The 26291-nt window shown below is 67.1% G+C and carries 26 protein-coding genes and 4 tRNA genes; 3 read left to right on the forward strand and 27 right to left on the reverse strand.

Features of this window, described 5'->3' with window-relative positions; translation table 11 throughout:
- The 24 genes from rpoB to ON31_RS26535 all read right to left on the reverse strand — a co-directional run.
- Positions 1 to 2140: DNA-directed RNA polymerase subunit beta (gene rpoB, locus ON31_RS26420; protein WP_039817501.1), on the reverse strand; the 2140-nt coding region annotated here is incomplete at its 3' end.
- A 485-nt stretch (positions 2141 to 2625) separates the two neighbouring features.
- On the reverse strand, positions 2626 to 3372 hold the full coding sequence (locus tag ON31_RS26425) for a hypothetical protein (RefSeq protein ID WP_039817502.1): 747 nt from the start codon (positions 3370 to 3372) through the stop codon (positions 2626 to 2628).
- 12 nt (positions 3373 to 3384) lie between these two features.
- Positions 3385 to 4083, reverse strand: a complete 699-nt coding sequence (locus ON31_RS26430) for a hypothetical protein (RefSeq protein ID WP_051037774.1) — start codon at positions 4081 to 4083, stop codon at positions 3385 to 3387.
- A 28-nt stretch (positions 4084 to 4111) separates the two neighbouring features.
- On the reverse strand, positions 4112 to 5374 hold the full coding sequence (locus ON31_RS26435; protein WP_039817503.1) for an MCE family protein: 1263 nt from the start codon (positions 5372 to 5374) through the stop codon (positions 4112 to 4114).
- Positions 5371 to 6651 carry an MCE family protein gene (locus ON31_RS26440; RefSeq protein WP_081592746.1) on the reverse strand — a complete coding sequence of 427 codons (1281 nt, stop codon included), beginning with the start codon at positions 6649 to 6651 and terminating at the stop codon, positions 5371 to 5373. The genes ON31_RS26435 and ON31_RS26440 overlap by 4 nt, the downstream gene beginning before the upstream one ends.
- Entirely contained in the window at positions 6648 to 7904 is a 1257-nt protein-coding gene (locus ON31_RS26445; protein WP_051037775.1) for an MCE family protein, read from the reverse strand. The genes ON31_RS26440 and ON31_RS26445 overlap by 4 nt, the downstream gene beginning before the upstream one ends.
- A 2-nt stretch (positions 7905 to 7906) precedes the next feature.
- The gene (locus ON31_RS26450; RefSeq protein WP_039817505.1) at positions 7907 to 8914 is read right to left on the reverse strand and encodes an MCE family protein; all 1008 of its coding nucleotides are present in this window, start codon (positions 8912 to 8914) and stop codon (positions 7907 to 7909) included.
- The gene (locus ON31_RS26455) at positions 8914 to 9993 is read right to left on the reverse strand and encodes an MCE family protein (protein ID WP_172544775.1); all 1080 of its coding nucleotides are present in this window, start codon (positions 9991 to 9993) and stop codon (positions 8914 to 8916) included. Before ON31_RS26455 ends, ON31_RS26450 begins: the two co-directional genes overlap by 1 nt.
- The gene (locus ON31_RS26460; protein ID WP_051037779.1) at positions 9990 to 11342 is read right to left on the reverse strand and encodes an MCE family protein; all 1353 of its coding nucleotides are present in this window, start codon (positions 11340 to 11342) and stop codon (positions 9990 to 9992) included. The genes ON31_RS26455 and ON31_RS26460 overlap by 4 nt, the downstream gene beginning before the upstream one ends.
- The gene (locus ON31_RS26465; RefSeq protein ID WP_029925925.1) at positions 11339 to 12205 is read right to left on the reverse strand and encodes an MlaE family ABC transporter permease; all 867 of its coding nucleotides are present in this window, start codon (positions 12203 to 12205) and stop codon (positions 11339 to 11341) included. The genes ON31_RS26460 and ON31_RS26465 overlap by 4 nt, the downstream gene beginning before the upstream one ends.
- A 3-nt stretch (positions 12206 to 12208) precedes the next feature.
- The gene (locus tag ON31_RS26470) at positions 12209 to 13003 is read right to left on the reverse strand and encodes an MlaE family ABC transporter permease (RefSeq protein WP_029925926.1); all 795 of its coding nucleotides are present in this window, start codon (positions 13001 to 13003) and stop codon (positions 12209 to 12211) included.
- Between the two features lie 10 nt (positions 13004 to 13013).
- Positions 13014 to 14066: an ABC transporter ATP-binding protein gene (locus ON31_RS26475; protein ID WP_029925928.1), complete on the reverse strand. Its 1053-nt coding sequence runs from the start codon at positions 14064 to 14066 to the stop codon at positions 13014 to 13016.
- Between the two features lie 267 nt (positions 14067 to 14333).
- A complete protein-coding gene (rplL, locus tag ON31_RS26480; RefSeq protein ID WP_039817508.1) occupies positions 14334 to 14720 on the reverse strand; it encodes a 50S ribosomal protein L7/L12 in 387 nt (128 codons plus the stop codon).
- Positions 14721 to 14792: 72 nt separating this feature from the next.
- Positions 14793 to 15323, reverse strand: coding sequence for a 50S ribosomal protein L10 (gene rplJ / locus ON31_RS26485; protein WP_029925932.1), 531 nt, complete (start codon positions 15321 to 15323; stop codon positions 14793 to 14795).
- Between the two features lie 413 nt (positions 15324 to 15736).
- Entirely contained in the window at positions 15737 to 16450 is a 714-nt protein-coding gene (rplA, locus tag ON31_RS26490; protein WP_029925934.1) for a 50S ribosomal protein L1, read from the reverse strand.
- Between the two features lie 144 nt (positions 16451 to 16594).
- Positions 16595 to 17029 (reverse strand): 50S ribosomal protein L11, encoded by a 435-nt coding sequence (rplK, locus tag ON31_RS26495; protein WP_029925936.1) that lies wholly within the window; start codon positions 17027 to 17029, stop codon positions 16595 to 16597.
- 173 nt (positions 17030 to 17202) lie between these two features.
- On the reverse strand, positions 17203 to 17973 hold the full coding sequence (nusG, locus tag ON31_RS26500; protein WP_039817509.1) for a transcription termination/antitermination protein NusG: 771 nt from the start codon (positions 17971 to 17973) through the stop codon (positions 17203 to 17205).
- 131 nt (positions 17974 to 18104) lie between these two features.
- On the reverse strand, positions 18105 to 18488 hold the full coding sequence (secE, locus tag ON31_RS26505; protein WP_029925940.1) for a preprotein translocase subunit SecE: 384 nt from the start codon (positions 18486 to 18488) through the stop codon (positions 18105 to 18107).
- A 31-nt stretch (positions 18489 to 18519) separates the two neighbouring features.
- Positions 18520 to 18592, reverse strand: a tRNA-Trp gene (locus tag ON31_RS26510).
- A 185-nt stretch (positions 18593 to 18777) separates the two neighbouring features.
- On the reverse strand, positions 18778 to 19833 hold the full coding sequence (locus ON31_RS26515) for a fused (3R)-hydroxyacyl-ACP dehydratase subunits HadA/HadB (RefSeq protein WP_051037781.1): 1056 nt from the start codon (positions 19831 to 19833) through the stop codon (positions 18778 to 18780).
- A 222-nt stretch (positions 19834 to 20055) separates the two neighbouring features.
- Positions 20056 to 20226 carry a 50S ribosomal protein L33 gene (gene rpmG / locus ON31_RS26520; RefSeq protein WP_029925945.1) on the reverse strand — a complete coding sequence of 57 codons (171 nt, stop codon included), beginning with the start codon at positions 20224 to 20226 and terminating at the stop codon, positions 20056 to 20058.
- Between the two features lie 41 nt (positions 20227 to 20267).
- Positions 20268 to 20340, reverse strand: a tRNA-Met gene (locus ON31_RS26525).
- Positions 20341 to 20419: 79 nt separating this feature from the next.
- Positions 20420 to 20492: transfer RNA gene (locus ON31_RS26530), tRNA-Thr, on the reverse strand.
- Positions 20493 to 20740: 248 nt separating this feature from the next.
- Positions 20741 to 20823, reverse strand: a tRNA-Tyr gene (locus ON31_RS26535).
- A gap of 142 nt (positions 20824 to 20965) precedes the next feature.
- Here ON31_RS26535 and ON31_RS26540 point away from each other — a divergent pair.
- The gene (locus ON31_RS26540; protein ID WP_039817512.1) at positions 20966 to 21457 is read left to right on the forward strand and encodes a YajQ family cyclic di-GMP-binding protein; all 492 of its coding nucleotides are present in this window, start codon (positions 20966 to 20968) and stop codon (positions 21455 to 21457) included.
- Positions 21458 to 21644: 187 nt separating this feature from the next.
- Here ON31_RS26540 and ON31_RS26545 read toward each other — a convergent pair whose 3' ends face one another.
- From ON31_RS26545 to ON31_RS26555, 3 genes are all read right to left on the reverse strand, one after another.
- Positions 21645 to 22076 carry a VOC family protein gene (locus ON31_RS26545; RefSeq protein WP_039817513.1) on the reverse strand — a complete coding sequence of 144 codons (432 nt, stop codon included), beginning with the start codon at positions 22074 to 22076 and terminating at the stop codon, positions 21645 to 21647.
- Between the two features lie 65 nt (positions 22077 to 22141).
- Positions 22142 to 22561 (reverse strand): helix-turn-helix domain-containing protein, encoded by a 420-nt coding sequence (locus ON31_RS26550; protein ID WP_029925951.1) that lies wholly within the window; start codon positions 22559 to 22561, stop codon positions 22142 to 22144.
- Between the two features lie 6 nt (positions 22562 to 22567).
- Positions 22568 to 23842 (reverse strand): geranylgeranyl reductase family protein, encoded by a 1275-nt coding sequence (locus ON31_RS26555; RefSeq protein ID WP_051037777.1) that lies wholly within the window; start codon positions 23840 to 23842, stop codon positions 22568 to 22570.
- 399 nt (positions 23843 to 24241) lie between these two features.
- Between ON31_RS26555 and ON31_RS26560 the strand changes: the two genes are divergently transcribed.
- Together ON31_RS26560 and htpX are read left to right on the forward strand one after the other, a co-directional pair.
- Positions 24242 to 25264, forward strand: coding sequence for a polyprenyl synthetase family protein (locus ON31_RS26560; protein ID WP_029925955.1), 1023 nt, complete (start codon positions 24242 to 24244; stop codon positions 25262 to 25264).
- 102 nt (positions 25265 to 25366) lie between these two features.
- The gene (htpX, locus tag ON31_RS26565) at positions 25367 to 26248 is read left to right on the forward strand and encodes a zinc metalloprotease HtpX (protein ID WP_039817517.1); all 882 of its coding nucleotides are present in this window, start codon (positions 25367 to 25369) and stop codon (positions 26246 to 26248) included.
- The last annotated feature ends 43 nt before the right edge of the window (positions 26249 to 26291 follow it).

Genomic DNA, 26291 nt, shown 5'->3' on the forward strand with positions numbered 1-26291 from the left:
CCAACAGGTTCTTACCCAGGGCCATCTCACCGTTCTCGGTGCACGGACCGTCGGCGAGCACATGCCCGGCCTCCACCCGCTGCCCCTCGTCCACGATCGGACGCTGATTCGCGCAGGTGCCCTGGTTGGAACGCTCGAACTTGCGCAGCCGGTAGCTGCGCCGGGTGCCGTCATCGTGCATGACGGTGATGAAATCGGCGGAAACCTCCTCCACCACACCGGCCTTGGCGTTCACGACCACGTCACCGGCGTCGACCGCGGCGCGCAGCTCCATACCGGTGCCGACCAGCGGGGCGTCGGAACGGATCAGCGGCACGGCCTGACGCTGCATGTTCGCGCCCATGAGGGCGCGGTTGGCGTCGTCGTGCTCGAGGAACGGGATCATGGCGGTCGCCACCGACACCATCTGGCGCGGCGAGACATCCATGTAGGTGACCTCGGCCGGGGAGACGAACTCCATCTCCTCGTTGCCGCGGCGGGCGAGCACGCGCTCCTCGAGGAAGTTGCCGTCGGCGTCGATCGGCGAGTTCGCCTGGGCACGGACCTCGCGGTCCTCCTCGTCGGCGGTGAGGTACACGACCTCATCGGTGACGATGCCGTTGACGACCTTGCGGTACGGGGTCTCGATGAAACCGAACGGGTTGACCCGCGCGTACACCGAGAGCGAACCGATCAGGCCGATGTTCGGGCCTTCCGGGGTCTCGATGGGGCACATGCGGCCGTAGTGCGACGGGTGGACGTCGCGGACCTCGAGGCCCGCGCGCTCCCGGGACAGACCGCCCGGACCCAGCGCCGACAGGCGACGCTTGTGGGTCAGACCCGACAGCGGGTTGTTCTGGTCCATGAACTGCGACAGCTGCGAGGTGCCGAAGAACTCCTTGATCGCCGCCACCACGGGGCGGATGTTGATCAGGGTCTGCGGCGTGATGGCCTCGACGTCCTGGGTGGTCATGCGCTCACGCACGACGCGCTCCATACGGGACAGGCCGACGCGGATCTGGTTCTGGATCAGCTCGCCGACCGTGCGCAGGCGACGGTTGCCGAAGTGGTCGATATCGTCGACCTCGACCGGCACCTCCGCGCCGCCGGGCGCGGTCATGACCTTGTCGCCCTGGTGCAGACGGACCAGGTACTCGATGGTCGCGACGATGTCCTCGCGAGTCAGCACCGAACCCACGACCGGCTCACCGGCGTGCAGGCCCAGCTTCTTGTTGACCTTGTAGCGGCCGACGCGCGCGAGGTCGTAGCGCTTCTCCTTGAAGAACAGGTTCTCCAGCAGGGTCTGCGCGGACTCCTTGGTCGGCGGCTCGCCCGGACGCAGCTTGCGGTAGATGTCGAGCAGCGCCTCGTCCTGGCCCGGAGTGCTGTCCTTCTCCAGGGTGGACATCATGATCTCGGAGAAGCCGAAGCGCTCGGTGATCTCCTCGGTGGTCAGACCCAGGGCCTTCAGCAGCACGGTGACCGGCTGGCGGCGCTTGCGGTCGATGCGCACGCCGACGGTGTCGCGCTTGTCCACGTCGAACTCCAGCCACGCACCGCGCGACGGGATGACGCGCACCGAGTGCAGCATCTTCTCGGTGGACTTGTCGATGGTCTCGTCGAAGTAGACACCGGGCGAACGCACCAGCTGCGAGACGACGACGCGCTCGGTGCCGTTGATGATGAACGTGCCCTTGTCGGTCATCATCGGGAAGTCGCCCATGAAGACCGTCTGAGACTTGATCTCACCGGTGTTGTTGTTGATGAACTCCGCGGTCACGAAGAGCGGCGCCGCGTAGGTCATGTCCTTGTCCTTGCACTCCTCGATGGAGGCCTTGACCTCTTCGAAGCGCGGGTCGGAGAAGGACAGCGACATGGAGCCGGAGAAGTCCTCGATCGGCGAGAGCTCCTCGAGTACCTCCTCGAGACCGCCGGTCGGATTGACGTCGCCGCGCGCCGCCGCTCGCTCCCGCCAGTCTGACGCGCCGATCAGCCAGTCGAACGAATCGGTCTGTAGATCGAGAAGACCCGGAACCTCCAGAGGCTCACGGATCTTCGCGAAAGACACCCGCTTCGGGGCTCCGGGGACTGTGTAGAAATCACGGCCCGCCGTGGTGGCCTTGGTCTGGGTGGAGACTGCCAAGATGCGTCCTTCCAGCACCTCACGCGCAGTCGCGTGGTGGTCCGCGACCGTCGCTTGTCTGCTACGAATTCCGCTGGTCCCCACCCGAACGAAACCCGAACAGCAACCAGCGGAAGTAACACCGGAAGGTGGAACTTTCGTCGATGCGAACAAGGTATGGACAGGAGGCAGCCAGCGCAACGTCCAAAACTACACCCAAACCTACGGGGGTGTCAAAGTACCACCCGTTGCGGGTCGCGGCGGGCTGGCGCGCCGTACCGGTTCAACTGACACGCTGTCGGTGTTCCCGGCCCACCGGGAGTCCCCGTCTTCCGCTGGCTGCGATTGCCGGGTCACCATTCGGGGCGAACCCCTGTGACAGCTGCCGCTGTTGTGAATAGCGTGACGGCTCGGACGAAACTCGTCAAGTGCGGCCGGTCCGACGCGTGGCGCGAGATCGTTTGGCGCGCTGGCAGATCACCGAAAAACCGGCCCCCACCAGGGGCGTGAATTTCCTTGACGGATCAGTTGTCGGCGATCTCGGCGGCCAGCCAGCGGCCGTCCACCTTCTGCATCCGAAGCACCACCGGACCGGAGGCGAGCGGTTCCGGGGTGCCGTCCCGGACCGCGGAGACATTGAGGTTCACCAGCAGTTCAGCGCGCTCGGGCGTGAGCAAAGTCACACCGATCGGATCGGTGGTCACCTCGGTGTCGGTCGCCGCCTGCTTGATGGTGCTGACCGTGGTGTCGATGTACTTCTCCAGATCCGCGCGCATCCGCTCGGTCAGCACCGCGCCGACGGAGTCCTTCCACTGGTCGATCTCGGCGGCCCGGTAGCCGTAGAGCGTGGACAGGGCGTGATCGGCGGCGGCCTTCACCTCATCGGTGGCCTGATTGTCGACATAGGCGAGATTGTCGTCGTCGACGCCGGGACGCAGGGCCGCCACCACGGCGAAGACGCCGAGCAGGACCGCGGCGATACCGCAGCCGATCGCGAGCCGCCAGGAACCGCCGCGCGCCGCGGCGGCATGGGACGCGGTCTCCCCGCCGGGGGATGTCGCGGCGGCACTCGATGTCGCCCGCCCCGCCTTCCCGAGCCGAACCTTCGGGGACCCAGCACCGGCGCGTGAGCGGTCGGCATCCGCCGTGGTCCGTCGCGCCGATCCGGCCTGTCCCTCGCGGCCGAGGGCGCGGCGGGAGGACGAATCCTGCGGCGTGCCGGAGGTGCGGCGCTTGGGCGTGACGCGGTTGACGGGTCGTTTGTCGGCCATGGTCGCTGCCTCCTATCGGCCCGGCGCTTGCGGTTGCTGATCCGTCGGCTGCTGCTCGGCGGACTCGGGCTGATCCCCGCTCTGCGGCTGTTCCCCGGACTGCGGCTGATCGCCGGAGGGCGGCTGCTCGGTGGGTGCGGGTTCGGTGGGCAGCGCGCCCGCGTCGAGCGATACCGGCTCACCCAGATTCCGCGCCTGTTCGGCCTTCCAGGTGTCGCCTTCCTTCACCATGTCCAGATTCCACAGCTGGCGGAAGGTGGCCGGTTGACCGCCGGGCCAGGCGCGGGTGATGCGCAGCACGACGAAGGCGGTGGCGCGGTCGTTCTCGCTGGCGAGCGAGGTGATGGTCGCGCCCTCCACCTCCGACCGCATGCGGGTCCGCGCCTCGGCGACCTGGGATTTCAACGAATCCAGATCCTTGGTCTGCTCCTCCCGGAGCGCGCCGGTGGTGGAGGACAGCATGGTCCGCAGTGATCCGTCGACGTCGTCGGGGTCGAAGGTCATGAGGTTGACCGCGGCCTGCCGGGCGTCGTTCAGGGCGGTGTCGCGAGCGTCGGCGCGGCCGTTGTCCTGCACGAGCCCGCCCACGATCCAGGCGTAGCCGAACCACGCCGCCGCCACCGCGGCCACCGCGAGCAGGGCGACGGCGGCCACCGTGACGCCCGTGCGCGCGGAGCGGTCGACGGATTCGCTGTCGTTTTGCTGACTCACGCCGTCACCATACTTTCCGCCGGATTCCTCACCGTTTCGGCGTCACGCCGAGCAGCGTGGCCAGTTGGGTGGCGACCGGATTGAGATTCAACTTCTCCGGATCGACCTTGGGGTTGTCGTCCCACGGCTGCGGCACGCTCGGATCGGCGAACTCGGCGCGCTCACCACCGCGCACTGCCGTCGGATTGCCTTGCGGCACCAAGCATTTGGCCTCGGTATTGAACGGGAAGTCGTCGCGGCTGTCGTCGAAATCCGGGTTCTGCGCCCGCATCTCGTCCAGAATCCGCTGCGTGCCCTCGTAACCGACCGTGCAGGCGGGCGGATTGTTGGTCTCCAGCACCAGGCCGAAGTGGGTGGTGCCGTCGCCGGGAGCGGTCGCCGACGCGCCGATGGACAGCAGCGGCAGCATCTGCAGTACCGGGCCGAGCGCGTAGAACTTCGGCGAGATGGTGAGCAGCAGGGTGCGCAGGTTCGCCAGGTCGCGGGTGAGCGCGTCACCGCTCTCCCGCAGCAGCTGCGAGATCTGACTGCCCGCGTCGGTGCCGGTGCCGATCAGCCGCCGCACGTCCGGATCGCTGGAGCGCAGCTGCGCCGAGAGCCGGTCCAGGCCGTCGCTGAACTGCCGGATGGCCGGGGACTGTTCGGCCTGGGTGGTCAGCACCGTCTGCGCGTCCCGGATGAGCTGCAGGGTCTGCGGCAGCGCGTCCACGCCGGTCTCGGTGAACCGGGCCAGCGAATCCACCAGCACCTGGAGCTCGTCGCCCTTGCCGTCGAACGCCTTGCCGAGTTCGGTGATGGTGGTGGACAGCGCCACCAGGTCGGTGGTGCTGGCGAAGTGATTCACGCTGGCGAGCAGATCCTCGACCGGGATCGGGGTCCGCGCGCCGTCGATGACGGAGCCGTCCCGCAGATACGGCGCGCCCGCGCTGCTGGGCACCAGATCCACGTACTGCTCACCGATGGCGGATCGGTTGGCCACCACGGCTTTCGCGCTCTGCGGCACCTTGGGCGCGCCGGAGTCCAGCTCGAGCGTGATCAGCACGCCGTCGGGAATGATCTCCTGCTTGCCCACCCGGCCCACCGGAACGCCCCGGTAGGTGACCTCCGCGCCCGGAGACAGATTGCCCGTGGTCGCCCGCTTGTCGTCGGTGTCGACGATCCGCACCTGCACCCGGTACTGGCCGAAGCCCAGCATATTGTCCAGGCGCACGTATTTCGCGCCCACGAACACCACGCCGAGCACGGCGATCAGCCCGAAGGCGATCAGCTGGTAGCGCACCAGTTTGCTCATCGCGGACCACCCACTCCCAGCTGGTCGAGCAGTGAACCGAGCGGATCGGTCGGAATGGGCAGTCCGGCGGGGAGCTGCGGGCGCACCACGGTGGGCGGCAGCGGCAGCAGCGAGACCGTCGGCCAGCCCGGACGCGGGCCGTTGCCGTTGTAGTACGGATTGGATCCGTCCACCGGTACCGGCCGTCCGTTCGGCGGGATGTACACCGGGTCCTGTTTGCCCACACCGAGATTCGACAGCAGCGTGCCGATCTGCAGGTCCACCGACAGCCAGGTGTTGACCTGTCCGCCGAAGGCGGACTTGATGGCCTCGTCCGGGAACGGGTAGGTCGGAATGAGCGGGAACGCGGTGACCAGGTCGTCGGCGCCGCTACCCAGCGCCTGCAGTGTGGGGCGCAGCGAGTTGAGGTCGCGGATCAGATCGTCCTTGGAGTTGTCCAGGACGTCGAATCCGGCCTGGCCGACCCGGTCCAGCTGTCCGAGCAGCTGGATCAACTGCGGCCGCTGCTCCTCCAGAATCCGGATGCCGGTGGGCAATTCGTCGAGCACCTGCGAGATCTGGGTGGTCTGCCCGCTCAGGCGACTGCTCAGGGTGTCGAGCCCGTCCAGTGCGCGGGTGATGTCGTCGACCTGCCGGTTCAGTCCGTCGATCAGGGTGTTCGCCTGCTCCAGCAGATCGCGCACCGTGCTCTCGCGCCCCTCGAGCGCCTTGTTCAACTCCACCACGATGGGCTGCAACTGCGCCACGCCGCCGCCGTTGAGCAGCAGGGACAGCGCGCCGAGCACCTGCTCCACCTCGGTGGCGGTGCGGGTGTTCGCCACCGGGATGACCGCATTGTCGGCCAGCTTGGCCGGGGCCGGGTCGTGGGTGGGCACCGACAGTTCGATGAACTTCTCGCCCAGCAGATTCGTCTGCCGCACCTCGGCGCGGGCATTGGCGGGCAGGTCCACCGAATTTCGCACCACGGCCTTGACGCTGGCGGTCCAGCCGTCCGGCGCGAGCTCGATCCTGTCGACGCGGCCCACCGCCACACCGTCCACCTTGACCGTGGACTGCGGCACCAGGTCCAGCACATCGGCGAAGCGGATATCGAGGTGCAGCGGATCGTCGCCGACGCTCGGTCCGCCGGGCAGCGGAATGCTGTACGCGCCGTCGCCGCATCCGGCCAGCAGCGTCACCGCACTCAGGGCGGTCGCCACGGCGGCGACACGACGGCCGAATGCGCTGCCGCGGCGGCGGATTCCCGATGCGAGCACGCGCGAGCGGGGGCTGTTCATCGCTGTCCACCTCCTTCCGACGGCGGGGCCTGGTCCGATGGATTGCCGGGCACGGTGCCCGGCACCGGGGCACGCTGCTGGTTCTCGCCGCTCAGGATGCCGAACGGCAGGATCAGCGACGGTGTCGTCACACCCGCGGTGATCTGCGCGGCAATGGTCTCGCAGTGATCGAGGATGGGCCGCATCTGCCGGGTGATGGCGTCGAACTTCGGGTCGCCCGGGCGCAGCTTGCCCAGATCCAGCATCTTGCAGATGACCCCGAAGGGATCCTGCAGATCGGTGAAGTTCGGGCGCATGTCGAGGGTGCCGGTCTCACCGTTGTGCACATTGATCAGATTGCTCAGCGCGGTCGGGATGAGCGGCAGCGCCGCGGCCAGGTCCTCGCGCTGGTCGGCGAGGGTCTGGGTGAGCTGGGTCAGCGCGTCGGCATTGGCCTGCACCAGTTCCCGGTTGTCGTCGATGAACCGGGCCACGTCGCCGAGCGCGACGGACAGCAGGTTCAGCGCGTCACCGAGGGTGCTGCGTTCCTCGGCGAGGAAGCCCGCCAGATCGGCCAACTGTGCGTTGAACTGCCGCACCTGGGCGTCGTTGCGCGCCAGCGCGGTCACGAACACCTGCAGGTTCTTCACCGTGTCGAAGATGTCGGATCGCGAATCACCCAGCACCGCGGCGGCTTTGGACAGCTGCTCGAAGCTGTTGGCCAGCGCCTCGCCGTTTCCGGCCAGATTGGCGGAAGTGGTGCGCACCAGCTCGTTGAGCGCCCCCTCCTTGTTGGCGCCTTCGGGCCCCAGCGCGTCGGAGAGTTCGGTGATGCTCCGGTAGAGCCGGTCCACCTCGACCGGGGTGGCGGTGCGTTCTTTAGGAATGGTGGCCTCGCGCCCCATCTTCGGCCCGCCCCGGTACACCGGCGCGAGCTGGATGTAGCGGTCCGACACCACCGAGGGTGTGATCTGCGCGGCCTTGGCGTCGGCCGGGATGTCGTATTCGCGATCGACACTCATGACGATCTTCACCTGATCGCCCACGGGCTCGATGGAGTCCACCCGGCCCACCGGCACGCCGAGGATGCGCACATCGGAGCCCTCGTAAATGCCGATGGACTTGTCGAAGTAGGCGGTGATCCGGGTGGTGGTGAACTTGTCGAAACCCCACCACGCCACGGCGGCGATGAGCACCGCGCCCGCTACGACGGCGGCGAGGATCGCCCTGCCGCGCGGGGATTCCCGCAGGCCGGTCAGCACGTCGCGAGCCATGGCTAGCCTCCCATCTTCCGGATCGGTTCGCGGTAGCCGGGCACTTCCGGCAGCGCGGGCGGAATCAGGTTGGTGATCACCGCGTCGAACCAGCGGCCGGTGCCGAGCACATTGGCGTAGAGGCCGTAGAACGGCGCGGCCAGCGTCAGCGTCTTGGCGATGTCGGCCTGGTGGGCATTGAGGATGTCGATGGTCTTGCGGAGATTGGTGAGGGCGGGCCCGATCTGTTCCTCGTTGTCGTGCACCAGGGCGCTCAGTTCCGCGCCGATGGTCTCGGCCCCCGTGAGCAGCTGCCGGATCGCCTGCTGCCGGATATTGAGTTCGGCCAGCAGCTGACCGCCGTTCGCGAGCAGGCGTTCGAATTCGGCATTGCGGTCGGCCAGCACCTGGCTGGTCTGCTTGGTCGCGGCGAACAGGGTGCGCAGCTTCTCGTCCCGCTTGGCGATCGACTCCGAGAGCCGGGCGACGCCGTCGATGGAGCCGCGGATCTCCGGCGGGGTCGCCGAGAACGCCTCCGACAGCACCCGCATGCTCTGGGCCAGCTGTGCGGTGTCGGTCTGCTCGATGTCCTCGGCGGCGTCACTGAAGGCGTCCACCACGTCGTAGGGGGATACCGTGCGCGACAGCGGGATTCGTTCGGAGGGGTCGGCCGCGCCGGAGCCCTTGGGGTCCAGGGCCAGGTACTTCTGGCCCAGCAGCGTCTTGATCTGGATGGAGGCGGTGGTCTCGTTGCCGACCCAGGCGTCCTGGGTGCGGAAGTCCACCAGCACCCGGTCGCCGTCGAGCCGCACATCCTGGACGGAGCCGACCTTGACGCCCGCGATGCGCACCTCGTTGCCCTGCTTCAGCCCGGCGGCCTCGGAGAATTCCGCGGTGTACTTGGTGCCCGCGCCGATGATCGGCAGCCGATCCAGGCTGAACGCGGTCATGGTCACCAGCAGCACCATGGCCAGGCCGATCCCGCCCATGAAGGCGGGGCTGCGCGCGCCGAGTACGGTCCGGTCGTCCATCAGCGGCCTCCCTTTCCGTGGCAGCGCGGCGCCGGGTTGGTGTAGATCGGCTGGTTGATGGTGGGCATGTCGGCGGGCAGGTTCAGCTGCGGCGCGTCCTGCACACCGGGCCCGGCGACGATGTCGATGCCGCACAGGTAGAACTGGAACCAGGAGCCGTAGCTCGCGGCCCGGCCCAGTTTCTCCATCTTGATGGGCAGATTGGTCAGCCCCTCGTCGACCTCGGGCTGCCGGGCGTTGAGGGTGCCGGTGAGCTGCTCGAGCCCAGCGATCGCGCCCTGCAGATTGGGCCGGGTCGGCACCAGCAGGTCCGCGGTGGCGGCGGCCAGGTCGCCCAGGGAGCTGACCGCCTGGCCGATGGTGCCGCGTTCGGCGTTCAGTCCGGAGATCAGTGCCTCGGTGTTGACGATGAGCTGATCGAGTTGGCCGTCGCGCGAGTTGACGGCGTCCAGTACCGCGTTCAGGTTCTCCACCACCGCGCCGATCACCGCGTCCTTGTCGGCGATCTTGTTGGTGAGGCTGGCGGTGCTGGCCACCAGATCCCGGATGGTGCCGGATTCGCCCTGGAAGACCTGGATGATCTCGTAGGACAGCTTGTTCACGTCATCCGGTGTCAGGGTCTGGAACAGCGGCCGGAAGCCGTTGAACAGCTCGGTGAGGTTGAGCGCGGGCGTGGTGTGCTCCAGCGGGATGGTGGCGCCCCCGTTGATCTTGCGGCCCTGCTCCCCCGGGCCCTGTTCCAGCGCGATATAGCGCTGCCCCACCAGATTCCGGTACTTGATGGTGGCCGTGGTGGAGGCGGGCAGCCAGTCGCGGTCGTTGAGTTCGAACCGCACCTCGGCCAGCCGCCGCTCCACGATGGACACCCCGGTCACCTTGCCGACCCGCACCCCGGCGATGCGCACCTCGTCGCCCGGATTGAGCGAGGTGACATCGGTGAAGCGAGCCTTGAACTCGGTGCCGCCGCCGGTGTAGTTGGCGATGGTCAGGCCCAGAATGCCGGTGGCCAGCACGGTCACCACCACGAAGGCGACGAGTTTGGTCAGGGTGGGGCCGAGGCCGCGCAGTTTGTCGGTCATCGCACGCTCACCTCACTGCCGCGCAGGGCCGGGGCCGCGATCCGGGTCACCCAGCTCGGCACCTCGTCCGGCGAGACGCCATGTGCCGCACCGTAGATCGCGCCGATGGTCTGCTGTTCGGCGGGCGATCCGACAGAGCTGGGAGTGAACGGTCCGTATACGCGGTACTGGGGTTCGGGCATGAGTCCGATGCTCTGGTCGCCGGGATTGCGGCTGGGCGGCTGATAGGAGCCGTCATTGCCGGAGCCGTTGGTGTACTGGCCCGGGTCCACGCCGAGCGGATACTCCGGGATGCACATGGCCCCTCGGGGATCGAACCAGCGCGGCTCGTCCTGGTTGGGCAGGTAGCGGCCGCGCGGATTGACGATCTCCACGGACACGCGCGAGCCCGGCAGATCGGTGCCCTTGCCGAAGATGTCGTCGATGCGCGGCTTCATCTGCGCGAAGTTCGCCAGCGCGCAGGAGTAGCCGGGCGAGTACTTCGCCAGCGCCTCCAGTGCGGGCCGGGAGTCGGCGGCCACGTCGATGATGTTGTCGCGGTTGGCGATCAGGAAGTCGGCGGTGGTCGCGGCGCTCGGGGTGAGCGTGGCCAGCAGGGTGTCGATCTGTGAACGCTGCTGCACGATGGTGGCATTGGTGGTGCGCAGATTGTCCAGCGCGGAGACCAGCTGCGGGGCGGCGTCGGCGTAGGTGTCGGCGACGGTGGCGAACTGGCGCAGATCCTCCTGCAGCGTGGGCAGTTCCACGTTCACCTCGGCGAAGATGCGATCGAGCCGGTCGATGGTGTTGCCGAGCTCCTCGCCCCGGCCCTGCAATGCCTGCGAGAGCGCGCCCAGCGTGGAGGCCAGGTACTGCGGCGGCACCGCCTGCAACAGCGGCAGCAGATTGTCCAGCAGCTGGCTCACCTCGACCGCGTTGCCGGAGGTGTCCTGGTACAGGGTGACGTCCTCGGTCAGCCTGCCGGTCGGATGCTCCGGCCACACCAGGTCCACGTACTTCTCGCCGAAGAGGGTTTTCGGCAGCAGCCGGGCGGTGACATTGGCCGGGATCTGCTCGGCCCGATCCGGGTCGATGGCCAGGTGCAGGGTGACCTCGCCGTCGGTGAAATCGCTGGAGCGCACCTCGCCCACCGTGATGCCGCGAACCTTCACATCCGCGTTGCGGGTCAACGCGTTTCCGACCGTGTCGGTGATGAGGTCGACCCGCACGGTCTCCACGAACGCCTTGTTGTAGACGGCGATCGTGGTGCTGAGGAACAGCGCCATCACCACGAAGAACAGCACCCCGAGGGTCCGGGTGCGCAGTGTCTCCGTGGACCGCCACAGTTGCACGCGCCTCGGATTGCTCATCCGGCCACCCGCACCGTCGTGGTCGTGCCCCAAATCGCCAGGGACAGGAAGAAATCGAGAATGTTCACCAGCACGATCGCCGCGCGCACCGCACGTCCGACGGCCACGCCCACACCCGCCGGACCGCCGGTGGCGTTGAAGCCGTAATAGCAGTGCACCAGGATGATGACGAAGGCGAATACCAATACTTTGAGGAACGAATAGAGCACGTCCTCGGGTGGTAGGAACAAACTGAAATAGTGGTCGTAGGAGCCGCTGCTCTGCCCGTTGAAATAGATGCTGATCGACCGCGACGCCAGATAGGTGCCCAGCAGGCCGACGATATAGAGCGGAATGACGGCCAGGAATCCCGCGATCACCCGGGTGGTCACCAGGAACGGCACGCCCGGCACCGCCATCACCTCGAGCGCGTCGATCTCCTCGGAGATGCGCATGGCGCCCAATTGCGCGGTGAATCCACAGCCCACCGTCGCCGAGAGGGCCAGCGCCGCGACCAGCGGCGCGAGTTCACGGGTGTTGATGTAGCCGGTCAGGAAGCCGGTGAGCACGCCGGAACCGAGGGCGTCGAGCGCCTTGAAGCCCTGTAGACCCACCACCACGCCGACCGACGCCGACATGAACACGATCACGCCGATGGTGCCGCCGATCACCGCGAGCGCGCCCGATCCGAAGGTCACCTCGGCCAGCAGCCGCATGACCTCCTTGCGGTAGTGCACGGCCGTGCGCGGAATCCAGGCGATGGCGCGGGTGTAGAACGACATTTGATCGCCCGCGCGGTCGATGACGTTCACCGGCGATTTGAGCACGCCGACCACCCGGCGCGCCGACCGACCGAGGGGTGTGGTGCGCTGCGCGACGACCATGGATCACGCGCCCTTGGCGGGGACGACCTGAAGATAGATCAGGGTGAGGATCAGGTTCAGGAAGAAGAGGACCAGGAATGTGATCACCACGGATTGATTCACCGCGTCACCGACTCCTTTCGGACCCCCTTTTGGATGCAACCCCTTGTACGAGGCGATGACCGCCGCGACCAGACCGAAAATGGCCGCCTTGATCTCGCCGATCCACAGGTCCGGCAGCTGCGCCAGCGCGGAGAACGACGCCAGATACGCGCCCGGCGTACCGCCCTGCAACCCCACGTTGAAGAAGTAGCCGCCGGCGATGCCGACCACCGAGACCAGGCCGTTGAGCAGCAGCGCCACCAGCATCATGCCCAGCACCCGCGGCACCACCAGGCGCTGCACCGGATCGATGCCGAGCACCTCCATGGCGTCGATCTCCTCGCGGATGGTGCGCGAGCCGAGATCGGCGGCCACGGCCGACCCGGCGGCACCGGCGATGATCAGTGCGGTCACCACCGGAGCCGCTTGCTGGACGGTTGCGAGCACACTGGTCGCGCCGGTGAACGACTCCGCGCCGAGCTGCTTGATGAGCGAGCCGGTCTGCAGGGCGACCACCGCGCCGAACGGGATTGCTACCAGCGCGGCCGGGAGGATCGAGACGCTCGCGATGAACCACGACTGCTCGATGAACTCCCGCCACTGGAACGGCCGACGGAAAGTCTTGCGCGCCACGTCGAGCAGCAGCGCGAAAATGTTGCCGGCTTGGGCAAGTCCCGACTCGACCGGTGTGCGCAGCCGTGTCAGGGATCGATTCACGGGCCGTATGTTACCCGTTAGTCAGGTCGTGTCCAGCCGTGGTGTCGAACGCGCCCTGGTACGCGGGAATGACCTGCGTGTCGCCGTTTTCGTCGAGTGATTCCTGAATGGCGACCTGAGCGGCGTGCGGCAGCGTGTGCATGATCTGGCGCACCCGCTCGCGACGGCGGTGCACCGCCTGACGCACCGGCATGCCCGGGGTCGCCCGCATTTGCGGAATGATGCCCTCGACCTCTTCGGCGCCACCGGCGTGGTGACCGGCGTCGAACATGGCCTGCTCGCGCGCCATCTGGGCCTCGTCCTTCTCCTCGGACATGCCGATGGGGCCGTTCATGCGGCCGTTGAGGAACTGCTTGACCACCGGCTCCTCCGAGGTGAGCAGCACCTCGCGGGGGCCGAACATGACCAGTTGCCGGCGGAACAGCATGCCGATGTTGTCGGGCACCGAACGGGCGAGGTTGATGTTGTGGGTCACGATCAGGATCGTGGCGTCGATCTGCGAGTTGATGTCGATCAGCAGCTGCGACAGATAGGTGGTGCGGACCGGGTCCAGACCGGAGTCGGGCTCGTCGACGAGGATGATCTGCGGATCCAGCACCAGCGCGCGGGCCAACCCGGCGCGCTTGCGCATACCGCCGGAGATCTCACCCGGGAGCTTGCCCTCCGCGCCGAGCAGACCGGTCAGCTCCAGCTTCTCCATGACGATCTTCTTGATGTCCGACTCGGACTTCTTGGTGTGCTCCCGCAGCGGGAAGGCCACATTGTCGAAGAGGTTCATCGAGCCGAACAGCGCACCGTCCTGGAACAGCACGCCGAAGAGCTTGCGGATCTCGTAAAGTTCCTTGTTGGAGCAGGTGGTGATGTCGGTGCCGTCGATGTAGATGGACCCGCGCTCCGGGCGCAGCAGACCGATCAGTGACTTCAGGAAGACGGATTTACCGGTACCGGAAGGGCCGAGCAGAGCGCTGACTTCCCCCGGCGGCAGGGTCAGGGTGACATCCTGCCAAATACGCTGCGAACCGAACGACTTGGTGATGCCTTCGGTCCTGACCTCGACGCCCACGCCAACCTCCACAATTCTCCGACGAGCGCACTACTGCGGCAGACCACGGGTTACTTCGCGCGGTGTGGCGCATCACAGTAGGTCCGGTCACTGTATCGCATGTGACCCGTCCCGGACACCGGGACCTGACTCACGAGTAGAAACAACTGTTCGTGATCGTCGATCACGGCACGATCACAATGGTGAGCCGACATCGGATACCGGTATCGGAAATACGAAAAGGGCGGCCCCGTGACGGGGCCGCCCTTCGCGGCGTGTGCCGTGAAATTACTTCACGGAAACCTTGGCGCCGGCCTCTTCCAGCTTGGCCTTGGCGGCCTCGGCGGCGTCCTTGGCGACCTTCTCCAGGATCGGCTTCGGGGCACCCTCGACCAGGTCCTTGGCTTCCTTCAGGCCCAGGCCGGAGACGATCTCGCGGACCACCTTGATGACCTGGATCTTCTTGTCGCCGGCACCCTCGAGGATGACGTCGAACTCGTCCTGCTCCTCGGCGGCCTCGGCGCCACCGGCGGCCGGGGCACCGCCGACAGCGGCGACGGCGACCGGAGCGGCAGCGGTGACCTCGAACTTCTCCTCGAACGCCTTCAGGAACTCCGAGAGCTCCAGCAGGGTCATGTTGCCGATTTCCTCGAGCAGCTGCTCAACGTTGGCCATTGTGTTTCCTTTCGGTGGTGATCATCGCCGCGCGGCGGCGACGACATGCTCGGTGGTTGTGAGGTGCAGCCGTCAGGCCGCTTCGCCCTCGTTGCGCTTCTTCTCTTCCAGCGCAGCGACCAGGCGGGCGGTCTTCGAGGCCGGGGCGGCGAACAGCCCGGCGGCCTTGTAGAGGTTGCCCTTCATGGCGCCGGCCAGCTTGGCCAGCAGGACCTCGCGGGACTCCAGGTCGGCGATCTTCTCGACCTCGGACACGGACAGCGCGGCGCCGTCCATGTAGCCGCCCTTGATGACCAGCTGCTTGTTGTCCTTGGCGAACTGCTTCAGGGCCTTCGCGGCGTCGACCGGCTCACCGGAAATGAAGGTGATCGCGGTCGGACCGACGAACAAGTCATCCAGGCCAGTGACGCCCGCCTCGGCGGCGGCCAGCTTGACCAGGGTGTTCTTGGCGACGGAGTAGGTAGCGTTCGCACCCAGCGCACGACGCAGCTCGGTGATCTTGCCGACCGACAGGCCACGGTACTCCGTGACAACGGCGGCCGTGGATCCCTTGAACTGCTCCGCGATCTCCGCGACCGCGGTGACCTTCTCGGGCTTGGCCATACTTCGCCTCCTCTCTGGATGGTCGGTTCTCGATGAACTACCGACGTCCGGTGGGAGGCCCGGAGACAAAGCAAACGCCCCGGACGCAGAGTGGTCCCGGGGCGTACAAGAAACATGTGGCGAGGTGATTCGCGATGTTTCCCAACCTCGGCTCTCCCTGCGTGGGCCGCCGGCAATATCGCCGGACCTTCGACTGCCTGACGGCAGCGACCAACGGTCTTCGGTAGAACGATTGGGGTGGACATCGAACGCGTCGATGACCGTGGATCAGAATAGCCGAAGGGCCACCCATCCGCCAAAACGGGGTCGGTGACCACCCCGTGCGCGAACCCGACGGGTGCGCAAAGCAAAGAGCCGGTGCGGAATTCCGCACCGGCTCTTCAGGTTTCGCGTGTGCTACGCGACCGGGAGGATTACGCGTCCTCGTCGGTCAGGTTGCGGGTGCGGTTCGGATCCACCGGGATGCCCGGTCCGGTGTTGGTCGAAATCGTCACCTTCTTGACGTAGCGGCCCTTCGCGGTGGAGGGCTTCACACGCAGGATCTCCTCGAGGGCGGCGCCATAGTTCTCGACCAGCTTGGTGTCGTCGAAGGACGCCTTGCCGATCACGAAGTGCAGGTTGGCCTGCTTGTCGACGCGGAAGTTGATCTTGCCGCCCTTGATGTCGTTGACGGCCTTGGTCACGTCGGGGGTGACGGTGCCGGTCTTCGGGTTCGGCATCAGGCCGCGGGGGCCCAGCACGCGCGCGATCCGGCCGACCTTGGCCATCTGATCCGGGGTGGCGATGGCGGCGTCGAAATCCAGCCAGCCGCCCTGGATGCGCTCGATCAGGTCCTCGGCGCCGACGGCGTCCGCACCGGCGGCCTCGGCCTCGGCGGCCTTGTCGCCGACCGCGAACACGATGACGCGGGCGGTCTTACCGGTGCCGTGCGGCAGGTTGACGGTGCCGCGGACCATCTGGTCGGCCTTGCGGGGATCGACGCCCAGACGGACGGCGACCTCGACGGTCGCGTCGGTCTTCTTGGTGGCGGTCTCCTTCGCCAGGCGGGTGGCCGCCAGCGGGGAGTACAGCTGCGAGCGGTCGACCTTGGCGGCCGCCTCGAGGTAAGCCTTGCTTCGTTTTGCCATGATTGTCTGTCCTTGTCTCAGTCAGAAGTGGTGCGGGACTGGCCGTCCCTCCCACGGGAGCCTGTATCCAACTGCGGCATTCGCGGGGTCCTACGTGGTTACGCAGGCTGCCGCCTCCGGACCCTGAGCGCATGCCGCGAAGGCTCACTCCGCGATGGTGATTCCCATCGAGCGGGCGGTGCCAGCGATGATCTTCGCCGCGGCGTCGATGTCGTTGGCGTTCAGGTCTTCCTGCTTGGTCTTGGCGATCTCACGGATCTGGTCCATGGTGACCTGGGCGACCTTGTTGCGGTGCGGCTCGGCCGAACCCTTCTGCACACCGGCGGCCTTGAGCAGCAGCTTGGCGGCGGGCGGGGTCTTCAGCTTGAAGTCGAACGAGCGGTCTTCGTAGACCGTGATCTCGACCGGGATGACGTTGCCGCGCTGCGACTCGGTCGCGGCGTTGTACGCCTTGCAGAACTCCATGATGTTGACGCCGTGCTGACCCAGCGCCGGACCGACCGGCGGAGCCGGGTTGGCCTGGCCGGCCTGGATCTGGAGCTTGATGAGCCCAGCGACCTTCTTCTTCTTCGGGGGCATCTTTCTTCCTTGGGTAGGTTCCTTACGGATTCCCGTAAGCCTTATCCGGGACTGTGCCCCGACCCGAACTCGGAGAAAGTCAAGTATCGGACCGAGGCACAACCCGTCAAGTCTATGCGAACGCGAAAAAGGCGGTGACGCCGGGGCGAACCCGGGCCACCGCCTCCACGCGCTTAAATCTTGGCGACCTGGGTGAAGGCCAGTTCGACCGGAGTCTCGCGGCCGAAGATCGAGACCAGCACCTTGAGCTTCTGCTGCTCGGCATTGACCTCGGAGATGCTGGCCGGCAGCGTCGCGAACGGGCCGTCCATGACGGTGACCGACTCGCCGACCTCGAAATCGACCTCGATGACCGGCTTGGCGGGCGCGGCCTCGCCACCGGCGGCGGGGGACGCGGCGGCAGCGGCGGCGGCCGGGGCGGCCTTCTTCTGCTGCGCGGCCGGGACCAGGAACTTCACCACGTCGTTGATCGACAGCGGGGACGGCCGCGAGGTCGCGCCCACGAATCCGGTGACGCCGGGGGTATTGCGCACCGCACCCCAGGACTCGTCGTTCAGATCCATGCGGACCAGGATGTAGCCCGGCAGCACCTTGCGGTTGACGTTCTTCTTCTGGCCGTTCTTGATCTCGGTGACCTCTTCGGTCGGAACCTCGACCTGGAAGATGTAGTCCTCGAGACCGAGGTTCTGGATGCGGGTCTCGAGATTGGCCTTCACCTTGTTCTCGTATCCCGCGTAGGAGTGGACGACATACCAGTCGCCGGGGGCGCGGCGCAGCGCTGCCTTCATCTCCGCGACCGGGTCGGCGGGCTCGGCGTCTACGGGCGCGGCGGGCTCAGCTTCCGCGGTCGGCTCAGCGGCCGCGGATTCCTCGACGCTCTCGGTGGCGTCCACCGTGTCGTCGACCGGGAATTCGTCGGTTGTGCCGTTCTCCGGGGTGCTCACTGGGCACTCGCTTTCCTGTGTCGTCACGTACATCCTGTGCGCGCCGGGTTTCTTACCCGGCGGATGGCTCCGCCCTCTCGGACATTCGGCCGAACCACCTGTCCGCGACGGTACCTGGCGTCGGCGGTCAGCTAGCCGAACAGCCAGTCGACACCCTTCACGAACGCCACATCCAATCCGGCGATGAACGCGACCATGAAGACCACGAACACCAGGACCACGCTCGTATAGGTGATCATCTGCTTGCGGTTCGGCCAGATGACCTTGCGCAGTTCCGAGATGACCTCTTTGAGGAACTTCACCAGGCGCTTGAACGGATTGCCCGAACGACCCGTGTCGGCCTTCGCCTTCTTGGACGGCCGGTCGATGGTCGCGACCGGACCCGTCGAGGTCTTCGTCAGCGACGGCGTCGAGGCCGCGGTGCGTCGCCGGGTGGAACGCTTACCGCTCGGGCGAGCCACCGCGGTGTCTTCGCCGTCCTCGGCAGCGCCGTGGCGATCATCCCGCTCGCTCACGTCGATCCTCTCTCGTCGCTGGCATTCAGGGCAGGGGCGACAGGACTTGAACCTGCAACCTGCGGTTTTGGAGACCGCTGCTCTGCCAATTGAGCTACGCCCCTTCGGCTGAACAGAGTTGTCGGTCGTCCAGCCACCGTTTCATATTCAGTTGTACCCGGGACTCACACAACACGCGCGCCGCTCCTCCGAGCAGCGCGCAGCGGCTGGTGACCCCAGAGTCCCGAGTGTACGGGAATCCACTCGGGAATCGCCAATCGGGTATGTGGCCCGGTGTCGTATGCCTCGATCAGGCCAGCTGCACGGTGGCGGTGGCGCGGCCGAAGATCTTGCGGCCCTGGGACTTGGCGACGATGGCGACGACGGCCGTCCTGGTCTCCGGATCCATGGACTTCACCTTGCCGGTGTACTCGATCTCGGCGGCGCGGTCGACGGGAACGTAGACGGGGCTGGTGAAGCGGACGTTGTACTCCTTGACCGCGCCCGGATTGCCCAGCCAGGAGGTGACGAAGCCGCCGCCCAGGCCCATGGTGAGCATGCCGTGCGCCACCACGTTCTCCAGGCCGACGAGCTTGCAGACGTCGTCGCTCCAGTGGATCGGGTTGGCGTCGCCGGAGACACCGGCGTAGTTCACCAGATCGCCGCGGGTGAGCCGGACGATGCGGGTGGGCAGCTCCTGGCCGACGGTGACGTCGTCGAAGCGGATGGCGTGCTTGGCGGGCACATCGCCCTGCGTTTGCTGGACCGGAACCGGGGCGGCGTGCACCTGGTTCGCCGCATCGGCGTGGGCCTGATGGTCGGGGCGCTCGTCCGGGCCGATGCCGTGCATGAGCACATTGCGCACCGCGTCGGAGAGATTGGGATCGATGTCACCGCCGCTGCGACCGATCAGGGTGGTGTAGGTGGTGAGCACCAACTCGTCGTTCTGCGCGACCACATCGTTCTTGGTGACGATGATGTCGCCGCCGAACGCCTGCCGGAACGAGTGCAGGTAGACGATGCAGGACAGCCGGTCACCGGCCTTGATGGGGCGGTGGAACTCCAGGATCTGATCGGTCTGCATGATCTGACTCAGGTCGTAACCGGTGACGACCTGCTCGAACAGCTTGCGCTGGGCCAGGATTCCGACCAGGGAGATGAAGGTGAGCGGCGCGACCAGACCGTCGTAGCCGTACTCCCGGGCGGCATCCTCGTCCCAGTGCACCGGGTGGTAGTCCTGCACGGCGCGGGCGTACTCGCGCACCTTCTCGCGGCCGACCTCGTAGTAGTCGGCCACACGGTAGTGGTGGCCCACCATGGCGGCGGCGTGTGCGGCGGGATCGAAAGCTTCACCCGAATCGACCATGTCGGCCTCGATATCCTGTACGACCTCGGTGTTGAGAGTCACGGCAGAGTTGAGATTCACGGCAGAGAAGTCCCTATCTGATCCCAACCCGGGATCGGCGGAGCGCTGAACCACCGCTATATACACCAAGTGCCGGACCGGGGCCACTGTCCCTGTGTAGGAGGGACGTAGCGGCTTACCGTTCCGGCACTTCTTCCACGCGGTAGAGCGCGCGGGGTTAAGTTAGCGGGATTCGCGGTGCGCCCGGTGGGTACCGCAGTTCGGGCAGAACTTCTTCAGTTCCAACCGATCCGGGTCGTTCCGGCGGTTCTTCTTGGTGATGTAGTTGCGGTGCTTGCACTGCTCGCAGGCCAAGGTGATCTTTGGCCGGATATCAGTGGACTTCGCGGCCACGATTTGCCTTCTTTCCGGTCAGCCTGATGGGTATCAGTATGTAGCGATGGCCGGACTCGAACCGGCGACACAACGATTATGAGTCGTTTGCTCTACCGCCTGAGCTACACCGCCTTACGCGCGGTATTGGCAGCAGCGACGGCCCGGTCATTCTAAAGGGAGTGCCGAGTCGGTCACCACCGGCAATCCGGCGAGCCCCCTAACGGAATCGAACCGTTGACCTTTTCCTTACCATGGAAACGCTCTGCCGACTGAGCTAAGGGGGCATGTCTGCTTGGCTCCGACCCGAAGGGCGGGGCGCTGAAGACTTGAACGAGGTTACACAACATCTTGACCCAACTCCAAACCGGCTGGTCAACCGCGATTTTCTGGCCGATTCCCGGTGCCCGCCCGCCGCTGGTTCGCGGCGCGTCTCGGTTCTGGACTGACCGGAGCGGGGGAGCGAAGCGGAGGCAATCGAACACAGCAAACACAAAACCCCTCGGGACCGGTTCGGTCCCAAGGGGTTCGAGTGTGGCAGGTGTAGGATTCGAACCTACGTAGGCTCTCGCCGACAGATTTACAGTCTGCTCCCATTGGCCGCTCGGGCAACCTGCCTGGGTACGCCTTGCAGCGCGGTGACGAGAATACATCGAACCCCCGCCCGGAATGCAAACCGGCTGGAAAACGCGGTGTCCGACGGACTACGGTCGGCGTTCGAACCCCCCACAAACTTCCGATCTCGGACAGGAGCACAAGCGTGGCCGATTCATCGTTCGATGTCGTCAGCAAGGTCGACCGACAGGAGGTGGACAATGCGCTCAACCAGGCGGCCAAGGAGCTGAACACCCGCTACGACTTCCGCGGGACCGGTGCGGGCATCGAATGGTCCGGCGAGGAGAAGATCGTGATCCAGGCCGAGTCCGAGGATCGCGTGAAGGCGGCGCTGGAGGTGTTCAAGGAGAAGCTGATTCGCCGCGATATCTCGCTCAAGGCGTTCGACGCGGGTGATCCGCAGGCCTCCGGCAAGGTGTACAAGATCACAGGAACCCTGGTGCAGGGCATCTCCCAGGACAACGCGAAGAAGATCTCCAAGAAGATCCGCGACGAGGGCCCCAAGGGCGTGAAGGCGCAGATCCAGGGCGAGGAACTGCGGGTCAGCTCCAAGAGCCGCGACGACCTCCAGGCCGTGATCTCACTGCTGAAGAACAGCGACTTCGAGGTGGCGCTGCAGTTCGTGAACTACCGCTAGTTCGTGAACTACCGCTGAGAATCAGGACAGCCTCGGGGGCCCGAGGGATCAGGACTGCGTTGGTGCCGATGTTTCGCGAACGGCGGGCGACACCCGCGACAGACACCTACCCGCAGCCGACGCTGTCCGCACCGTACGAGCACGGGCGCGGCACCCGACCGGGTGCCGCGCCCGACGTCCGTTTTCTCTAGTTTCCCGGGTCGAACGGGCGCTTCTCCACAATGACCAGCCAGTTGCCGGAGTTGTCGCGGATCACCGCCTCCACGCCGTACGGACGCTCGGCGGGCGGCTGCACGATCTCCACCCCCTTGGCGGTGAGTTCCTCGATTGTCTTGTGGCAGTCGTCGGTGGCCAGGCCGAGGGCCCCGTGGCTGCCCTTGGCGAGGGCGCGGCGGGTGGCCTCGGCCAGGTCGTCGTCGAGCGGCGGGCCGGGCAGCATGAGGGTGACCTCGAGTTCCGGATGATCCGGGTGGGCGACGGTCACCCAGCGGAATCCGTTGTCGCCCATGGTCACATCGGCGGTTTCGACGAAGCCCAGCTTGTCGGTGTACCACCGTTTGGCGGCGGTCTGGTCGAGGACGTACACGGTGGCGAGCGAGACGTGCGTAATTGCGGTCATGCCCCCAGGCTATGGAGCCGACCCCGCGCCCGGCTTCTCCGAAATTGCTCTGCTCGAACGTGTCGCTAGTCGGGCGGCCGCCGATCCGACAGGCCGTGGATGAACACGAAGCAGCCGGGAATGCGCGGAGTGCCCTCGGCCGCGAATTTGGCCTGGTAGTCCGACGGCGACAGGCCCACCAGTTCGGTGAATTTGCGACTGAACGAACCCAGCGAGCTGTAGCCCACCAGCATGCACGCCTCGGTCACCGTGACATTGGTGGCGCGCAACAGATCCTGTGCGCGCTCGATGCGGCGTTCGGCCAGGTAGACGGCGGGCGTCTTGCCGTAGGTGGCCGCGAAACTGCGCAGGAAGTGGTACTTGGACACGCCCGCCGCGGCCGCCAGACCGTCCAGGTCCAGCGGCTCGGCGTAGTTGCGGTCGGCCAGATCCCGGGCTCGGCGCAGATGCGGGAGCAGATCCTCGGGAACCGGACGGGACGCCATGGCGGATCAGGAGAAGGGCTGGAGTTCGTCGAAGCGCAGGGAGGCGCGCCCGGCGCCGCGCCACAGCTTGGCGGTCAGATCCACGTCCTCATCGGTGACCAGATTGCCCATCACGCGAACGGCGGTGCGCTGCAAAAGCTTCGAGCGCATCACCGGCGGGCCGCCGAGCGGCACCGTCTTGGGATGGGTGGCGAATCCGGCCAGTCGGCGCGCCACCGAGAAAGTGCGGCCGTAGCGGGCGCGCAGCATATCCGGCCACAGCGTGGACAGATCGGGCTCGTCCAGAATCCCGGCGAGCATGTGGCCGCCCTCCAGGCCGTAGTCGATGCCCTCGCCGTTGAGCGGGTTCACGCATCCGGCGGCATCGCCCACCAGCGCCCAGTTGCGGCCCGCCACGCGGGAGACCGCGCCGCCCATGGGCAGCAGCGCCGACGCCACCGCGCGCGCCTCACCCTCGAACCCCCACTCCTCGCGGCGCAGCGAGACATAGTGCTGCAGCAGCGGTTTCAGCGAGATGTGCGAGGGGCGGCGTTCGGTGGCCAGGGAGCCGACGCCGATATTGACCTCACCGTTGCCCAGCGGGAACACCCAGCCGTAGCCGGGGACCAGGCTGCCCTCGGCATCCCGCAGTTCCAGGTGCGAGGTGATCCACGGGTCGTCGCTGCGGGCGGATGTGATGTAGGCGCGGGCCGCCACGCCGTAGGCGTACTGCCGATGCCAGGTGCGGCCCAGCAGCTTGCCCACCGGCGACCGCACGCCGTCGGCCACGATCAGCGTCTTGCAGCTGATGGCGTGCAACCCGCCGTCGGTCTTCACCGTGACGCCGGTGACCCGGTCGCCGTCGCGGGCCACCTCGACCACACGCGCGCCGTCCACCATGCGCGCACCCGACTTCATCGCGGTCTCGCGCAGCTTGTCGTCGAGTTCGGTGCGCGGCACGGCGCTGCCGTAACTCGGGAACGACCCCTGGGGCCAGGGCAGCAGCGCCTCGCGCCCGAACCCGGCCATGCGCAGCCCGTGGTTCACGGTATGCGCGCGCAGCCACTCCCCCAGCCCCAGATGCTCCAGTTCGGCCGTGGCGCGCGGAGTCAGCCCGTCACCGCAGGTCTTGTCGCGCGGGAACACCGCCGAATCCACGCCCAGCACGTCCCGCCCGGCCCGCGCCGCCCACGCGGCGGCGGCCGACCCGGCCGGTCCCGCCCCCACCACCAGCACCTCCGCGTGCGCGGGCAATACGTCCGACATCGACCCCTGCCCGGGCGTCGTCTCCGGTGAACCCATGGGACCCATACTGGCACGGGCTGTGTTTGATTTGCCCTCCGCTGCGCTCCGGGCGGATTCGCGGCGCTGAAAGTCCCGGTTCTTCCCTCCCTCCGCTTCGCTCCTCCGCTCCGGTCAGTCCAGAACCGGGACGCGCCGCGAACCCATGAGGGTTGCGCTACGGATGTGGACCAGGAAGTCCCTGCCACGGACACGAGCCGTAGGGCAGGCTGCGCTACGGACGCGAACAGGGAGGCTCGCCGCAGACGCGGACCTCGTTGGTTTCGCTACGGGCCGGGGGTGGAGGTGCGGGGGCGGCCGGTGTTCTTTGCGTCCCACTACGGTGGTGTTCCATGGGGATATAAGTGGCGACACGCTAGGTTCTTCCCCGTGGGGTCGGACGCGGCACTGGGAGATGAAATGAGCGCATCGGCTGTGAGCGATGAGAGCACCGTGGTTGCGGGGGTGGATCTCGGCGATCCGGAGCTCGCCGCGACCGTGCGGAACGGCCTGGTGGAGGTCGAGGATCTGCTGATTCGAGAGCTGTCCGACGGGGAGGAATTCCTGCAGGAGGCCGCGCTGCACCTGGCGCGGGCGGGCGGGAAGCGGTTCCGGCCGCTGTTCACCATCCTCACCGGGCAGCTGGGCCCCAAGCCCGACAGCCCGGACCTGATCACGGCGGGCACCGTGGTCGAGCTGGTGCATCTGGCGACGCTGTACCACGACGACGTGATGGACGAGGCCCCGATGCGCCGCGGCGCGCCGAGCGTGAACTCGCGCTGGAGCAATTCCATCGCGATCCTCTCCGGCGACTACCTGTTCGCGCACGCCTCGCGCCTGGTGTCCACGCTGGGTCCGGACGCGGTGCGCATCATCGCCGAGACCTTCGCCGAGCTGGTGACCGGACAGATGCGGGAGACGCTGGGCGCCAAGGAATCCCAGGATCCGGTGGAGCACTATCTGCGGGTGGTGTGGGAGAAGACCGGCTCGCTCATCGCGGCCTCGGGCCGGTTCGGCGGCACCTTCTCCGGTGCGGACCCCGAGCATGTGGAGCGGCTGGCGCGGCTGGGCGACGCGGTGGGCACCGCCTTCCAGATCTCCGACGACATCATCGACATCTCCTCGGTGTCGGAGCAGTCCGGCAAGACTCCGGGCACCGACCTGCGCGAGGGGGTGCACACCCTGCCGGTGCTGTACGCGCTGCGCGACGAGGGCCCGGAGGGCGACCGGCTGCGCAAGCTGCTGGCCCGCCCGCTGGAGACCGACGCCGAGGTGGAGGAGGCGCTGGAGCTGCTGTCGCGCTCGCGCGGCATGCTGCTGGCCAAGGAGAAGTTGCAGGGGTACGCCGATATCGCGCACGCGGAGCTGTCCGCGCTGCCGGCCGGGCCCGCCAACGAGGCGCTGGAGCGCCTGGTGCGCTACACCATCGAACGCGTGGGCTGAGCCGACGACCGTGGCCCGGGTCGCATCCGGGAACCCGTTTCACCGTGCTCATCGTTGACCTGGTGTAACGCACACTGGGAGGGGCGCGGCAGAAGGAGACCGATGCACGGGCACAGTTTTTCGAACGGGTTGAAGACCTTCGGGCTCTTGGTCGGCATGTCGGCGCTGATCGTGTTCGCCGGGGCGATGTTCCGCAATCCGACGATCCTGGTGCTGTCGATCCTGCTGGCCGTGGGCATGAACGCCTACGCGTACTTCAACAGCGACAAGCTGGCGCTGCGGGCCATGCACGCGCAGCCGGTGACCGAACTGGAAGCGCCGGTCATGTATCGCATCGTGCGGGAGTTGGCGACCACCGCGCGCCAGCCCATGCCGCGGCTCTACATCAGCCCCACCAACGCGCCGAACGCCTTCGCGACCGGCCGCAGTCCCCGGCACGCGGCGGTGTGCTGCACCACCGGCATCCTCCAGATCCTGGACGAGCGCGAGCTGCGCGCGGTGCTGGGCCATGAGCTCTCGCACGTGTACAACCGCGACATCCTCATCTCGTCGGTGGCGGGCGCGCTGGCCTCGGTCATCTCCGGGCTGGCCAATCTGGCCTTCTTCGCCAGCGCCTTCGGCGGCAACCGCAATGGTGAGGGCCCGAATATGATCGGCATCCTGCTGGTCTCGCTGCTGGGTCCGATCGCGGCCACGCTGATCAAGCTGGCCGTCTCCCGCTCCCGCGAATTCCAGGCCGATCAGGACGGTGCCGAACTCACCGGCGACCCGCTGGCCCTGGCCTCGGCCCTGCGCAAGATCGAACGCGGGGTGCAGGCCGCCCCGCTGCCGCCGGAACCGCGCCTGGCGGCCGAATCGCACATGATGATCGCGAACCCGTTCCGTGCCGGGGACAAGGCGGCCCGCCTGTTCTCCACCCATCCGCCCATGGCCGAGCGCATCGCGCGCCTGGAGCAGCTGGCGGGCGGCCCCCGGCACCTCTAGCGGTCGGCCGTCGATCCGGCCGGTAGGTGCCACCGATACCGAG

The organism is Nocardia otitidiscaviarum NBRC 14405, from assembly GCF_000308635.1.
Taxonomy (GTDB): Bacteria; Actinomycetota; Actinomycetes; order Mycobacteriales; family Mycobacteriaceae; genus Nocardia; species Nocardia otitidiscaviarum.

What these genes read in the sequence shown, in the direction of transcription:
- ON31_RS26555 (WP_051037777.1), bottom strand. Translation starts at nt 23,842, where the DNA reads ATGGGTTCACCGGAGACGACGCCCGGGCAGGGGTCGATGTCGGACGTA.
- ON31_RS26560 (WP_029925955.1), top strand. Translation starts at nt 24,242, where the DNA reads ATGAGCGCATCGGCTGTGAGCGATGAGAGCACCGTGGTTGCGGGGGTG.
- ON31_RS26460 (WP_051037779.1), bottom strand. Translation starts at nt 11,342, where the DNA reads ATGAGCAATCCGAGGCGCGTGCAACTGTGGCGGTCCACGGAGACACTG.
- ON31_RS26445 (WP_051037775.1), bottom strand. Translation starts at nt 7,904, where the DNA reads ATGGCTCGCGACGTGCTGACCGGCCTGCGGGAATCCCCGCGCGGCAGG.
- ON31_RS26465 (WP_029925925.1), bottom strand. Translation starts at nt 12,205, where the DNA reads ATGGTCGTCGCGCAGCGCACCACACCCCTCGGTCGGTCGGCGCGCCGG.
- ON31_RS26455 (WP_172544775.1), bottom strand. Translation starts at nt 9,993, where the DNA reads ATGACCGACAAACTGCGCGGCCTCGGCCCCACCCTGACCAAACTCGTC.
- ON31_RS26435 (WP_039817503.1), bottom strand. Translation starts at nt 5,374, where the DNA reads ATGAGCAAACTGGTGCGCTACCAGCTGATCGCCTTCGGGCTGATCGCC.
- rplK (WP_029925936.1), bottom strand. Translation starts at nt 17,029, where the DNA reads ATGCCCCCGAAGAAGAAGAAGGTCGCTGGGCTCATCAAGCTCCAGATC.
- ON31_RS26515 (WP_051037781.1), bottom strand. Translation starts at nt 19,833, where the DNA reads ATGGTCGATTCGGGTGAAGCTTTCGATCCCGCCGCACACGCCGCCGCC.
- rplJ (WP_029925932.1), bottom strand. Translation starts at nt 15,323, where the DNA reads ATGGCCAAGCCCGAGAAGGTCACCGCGGTCGCGGAGATCGCGGAGCAG.
- htpX (WP_039817517.1), top strand. Translation starts at nt 25,367, where the DNA reads ATGCACGGGCACAGTTTTTCGAACGGGTTGAAGACCTTCGGGCTCTTG.
- rplA (WP_029925934.1), bottom strand. Translation starts at nt 16,450, where the DNA reads ATGGCAAAACGAAGCAAGGCTTACCTCGAGGCGGCCGCCAAGGTCGAC.
- ON31_RS26550 (WP_029925951.1), bottom strand. Translation starts at nt 22,561, where the DNA reads ATGGCGTCCCGTCCGGTTCCCGAGGATCTGCTCCCGCATCTGCGCCGA.
- ON31_RS26440 (WP_081592746.1), bottom strand. Translation starts at nt 6,651, where the DNA reads ATGAACAGCCCCCGCTCGCGCGTGCTCGCATCGGGAATCCGCCGCCGC.
- ON31_RS26450 (WP_039817505.1), bottom strand. Translation starts at nt 8,914, where the DNA reads ATGGACGACCGGACCGTACTCGGCGCGCGCAGCCCCGCCTTCATGGGC.
- ON31_RS26425 (WP_039817502.1), bottom strand. Translation starts at nt 3,372, where the DNA reads ATGGCCGACAAACGACCCGTCAACCGCGTCACGCCCAAGCGCCGCACC.
- ON31_RS26545 (WP_039817513.1), bottom strand. Translation starts at nt 22,076, where the DNA reads ATGACCGCAATTACGCACGTCTCGCTCGCCACCGTGTACGTCCTCGAC.
- rplL (WP_039817508.1), bottom strand. Translation starts at nt 14,720, where the DNA reads ATGGCCAACGTTGAGCAGCTGCTCGAGGAAATCGGCAACATGACCCTG.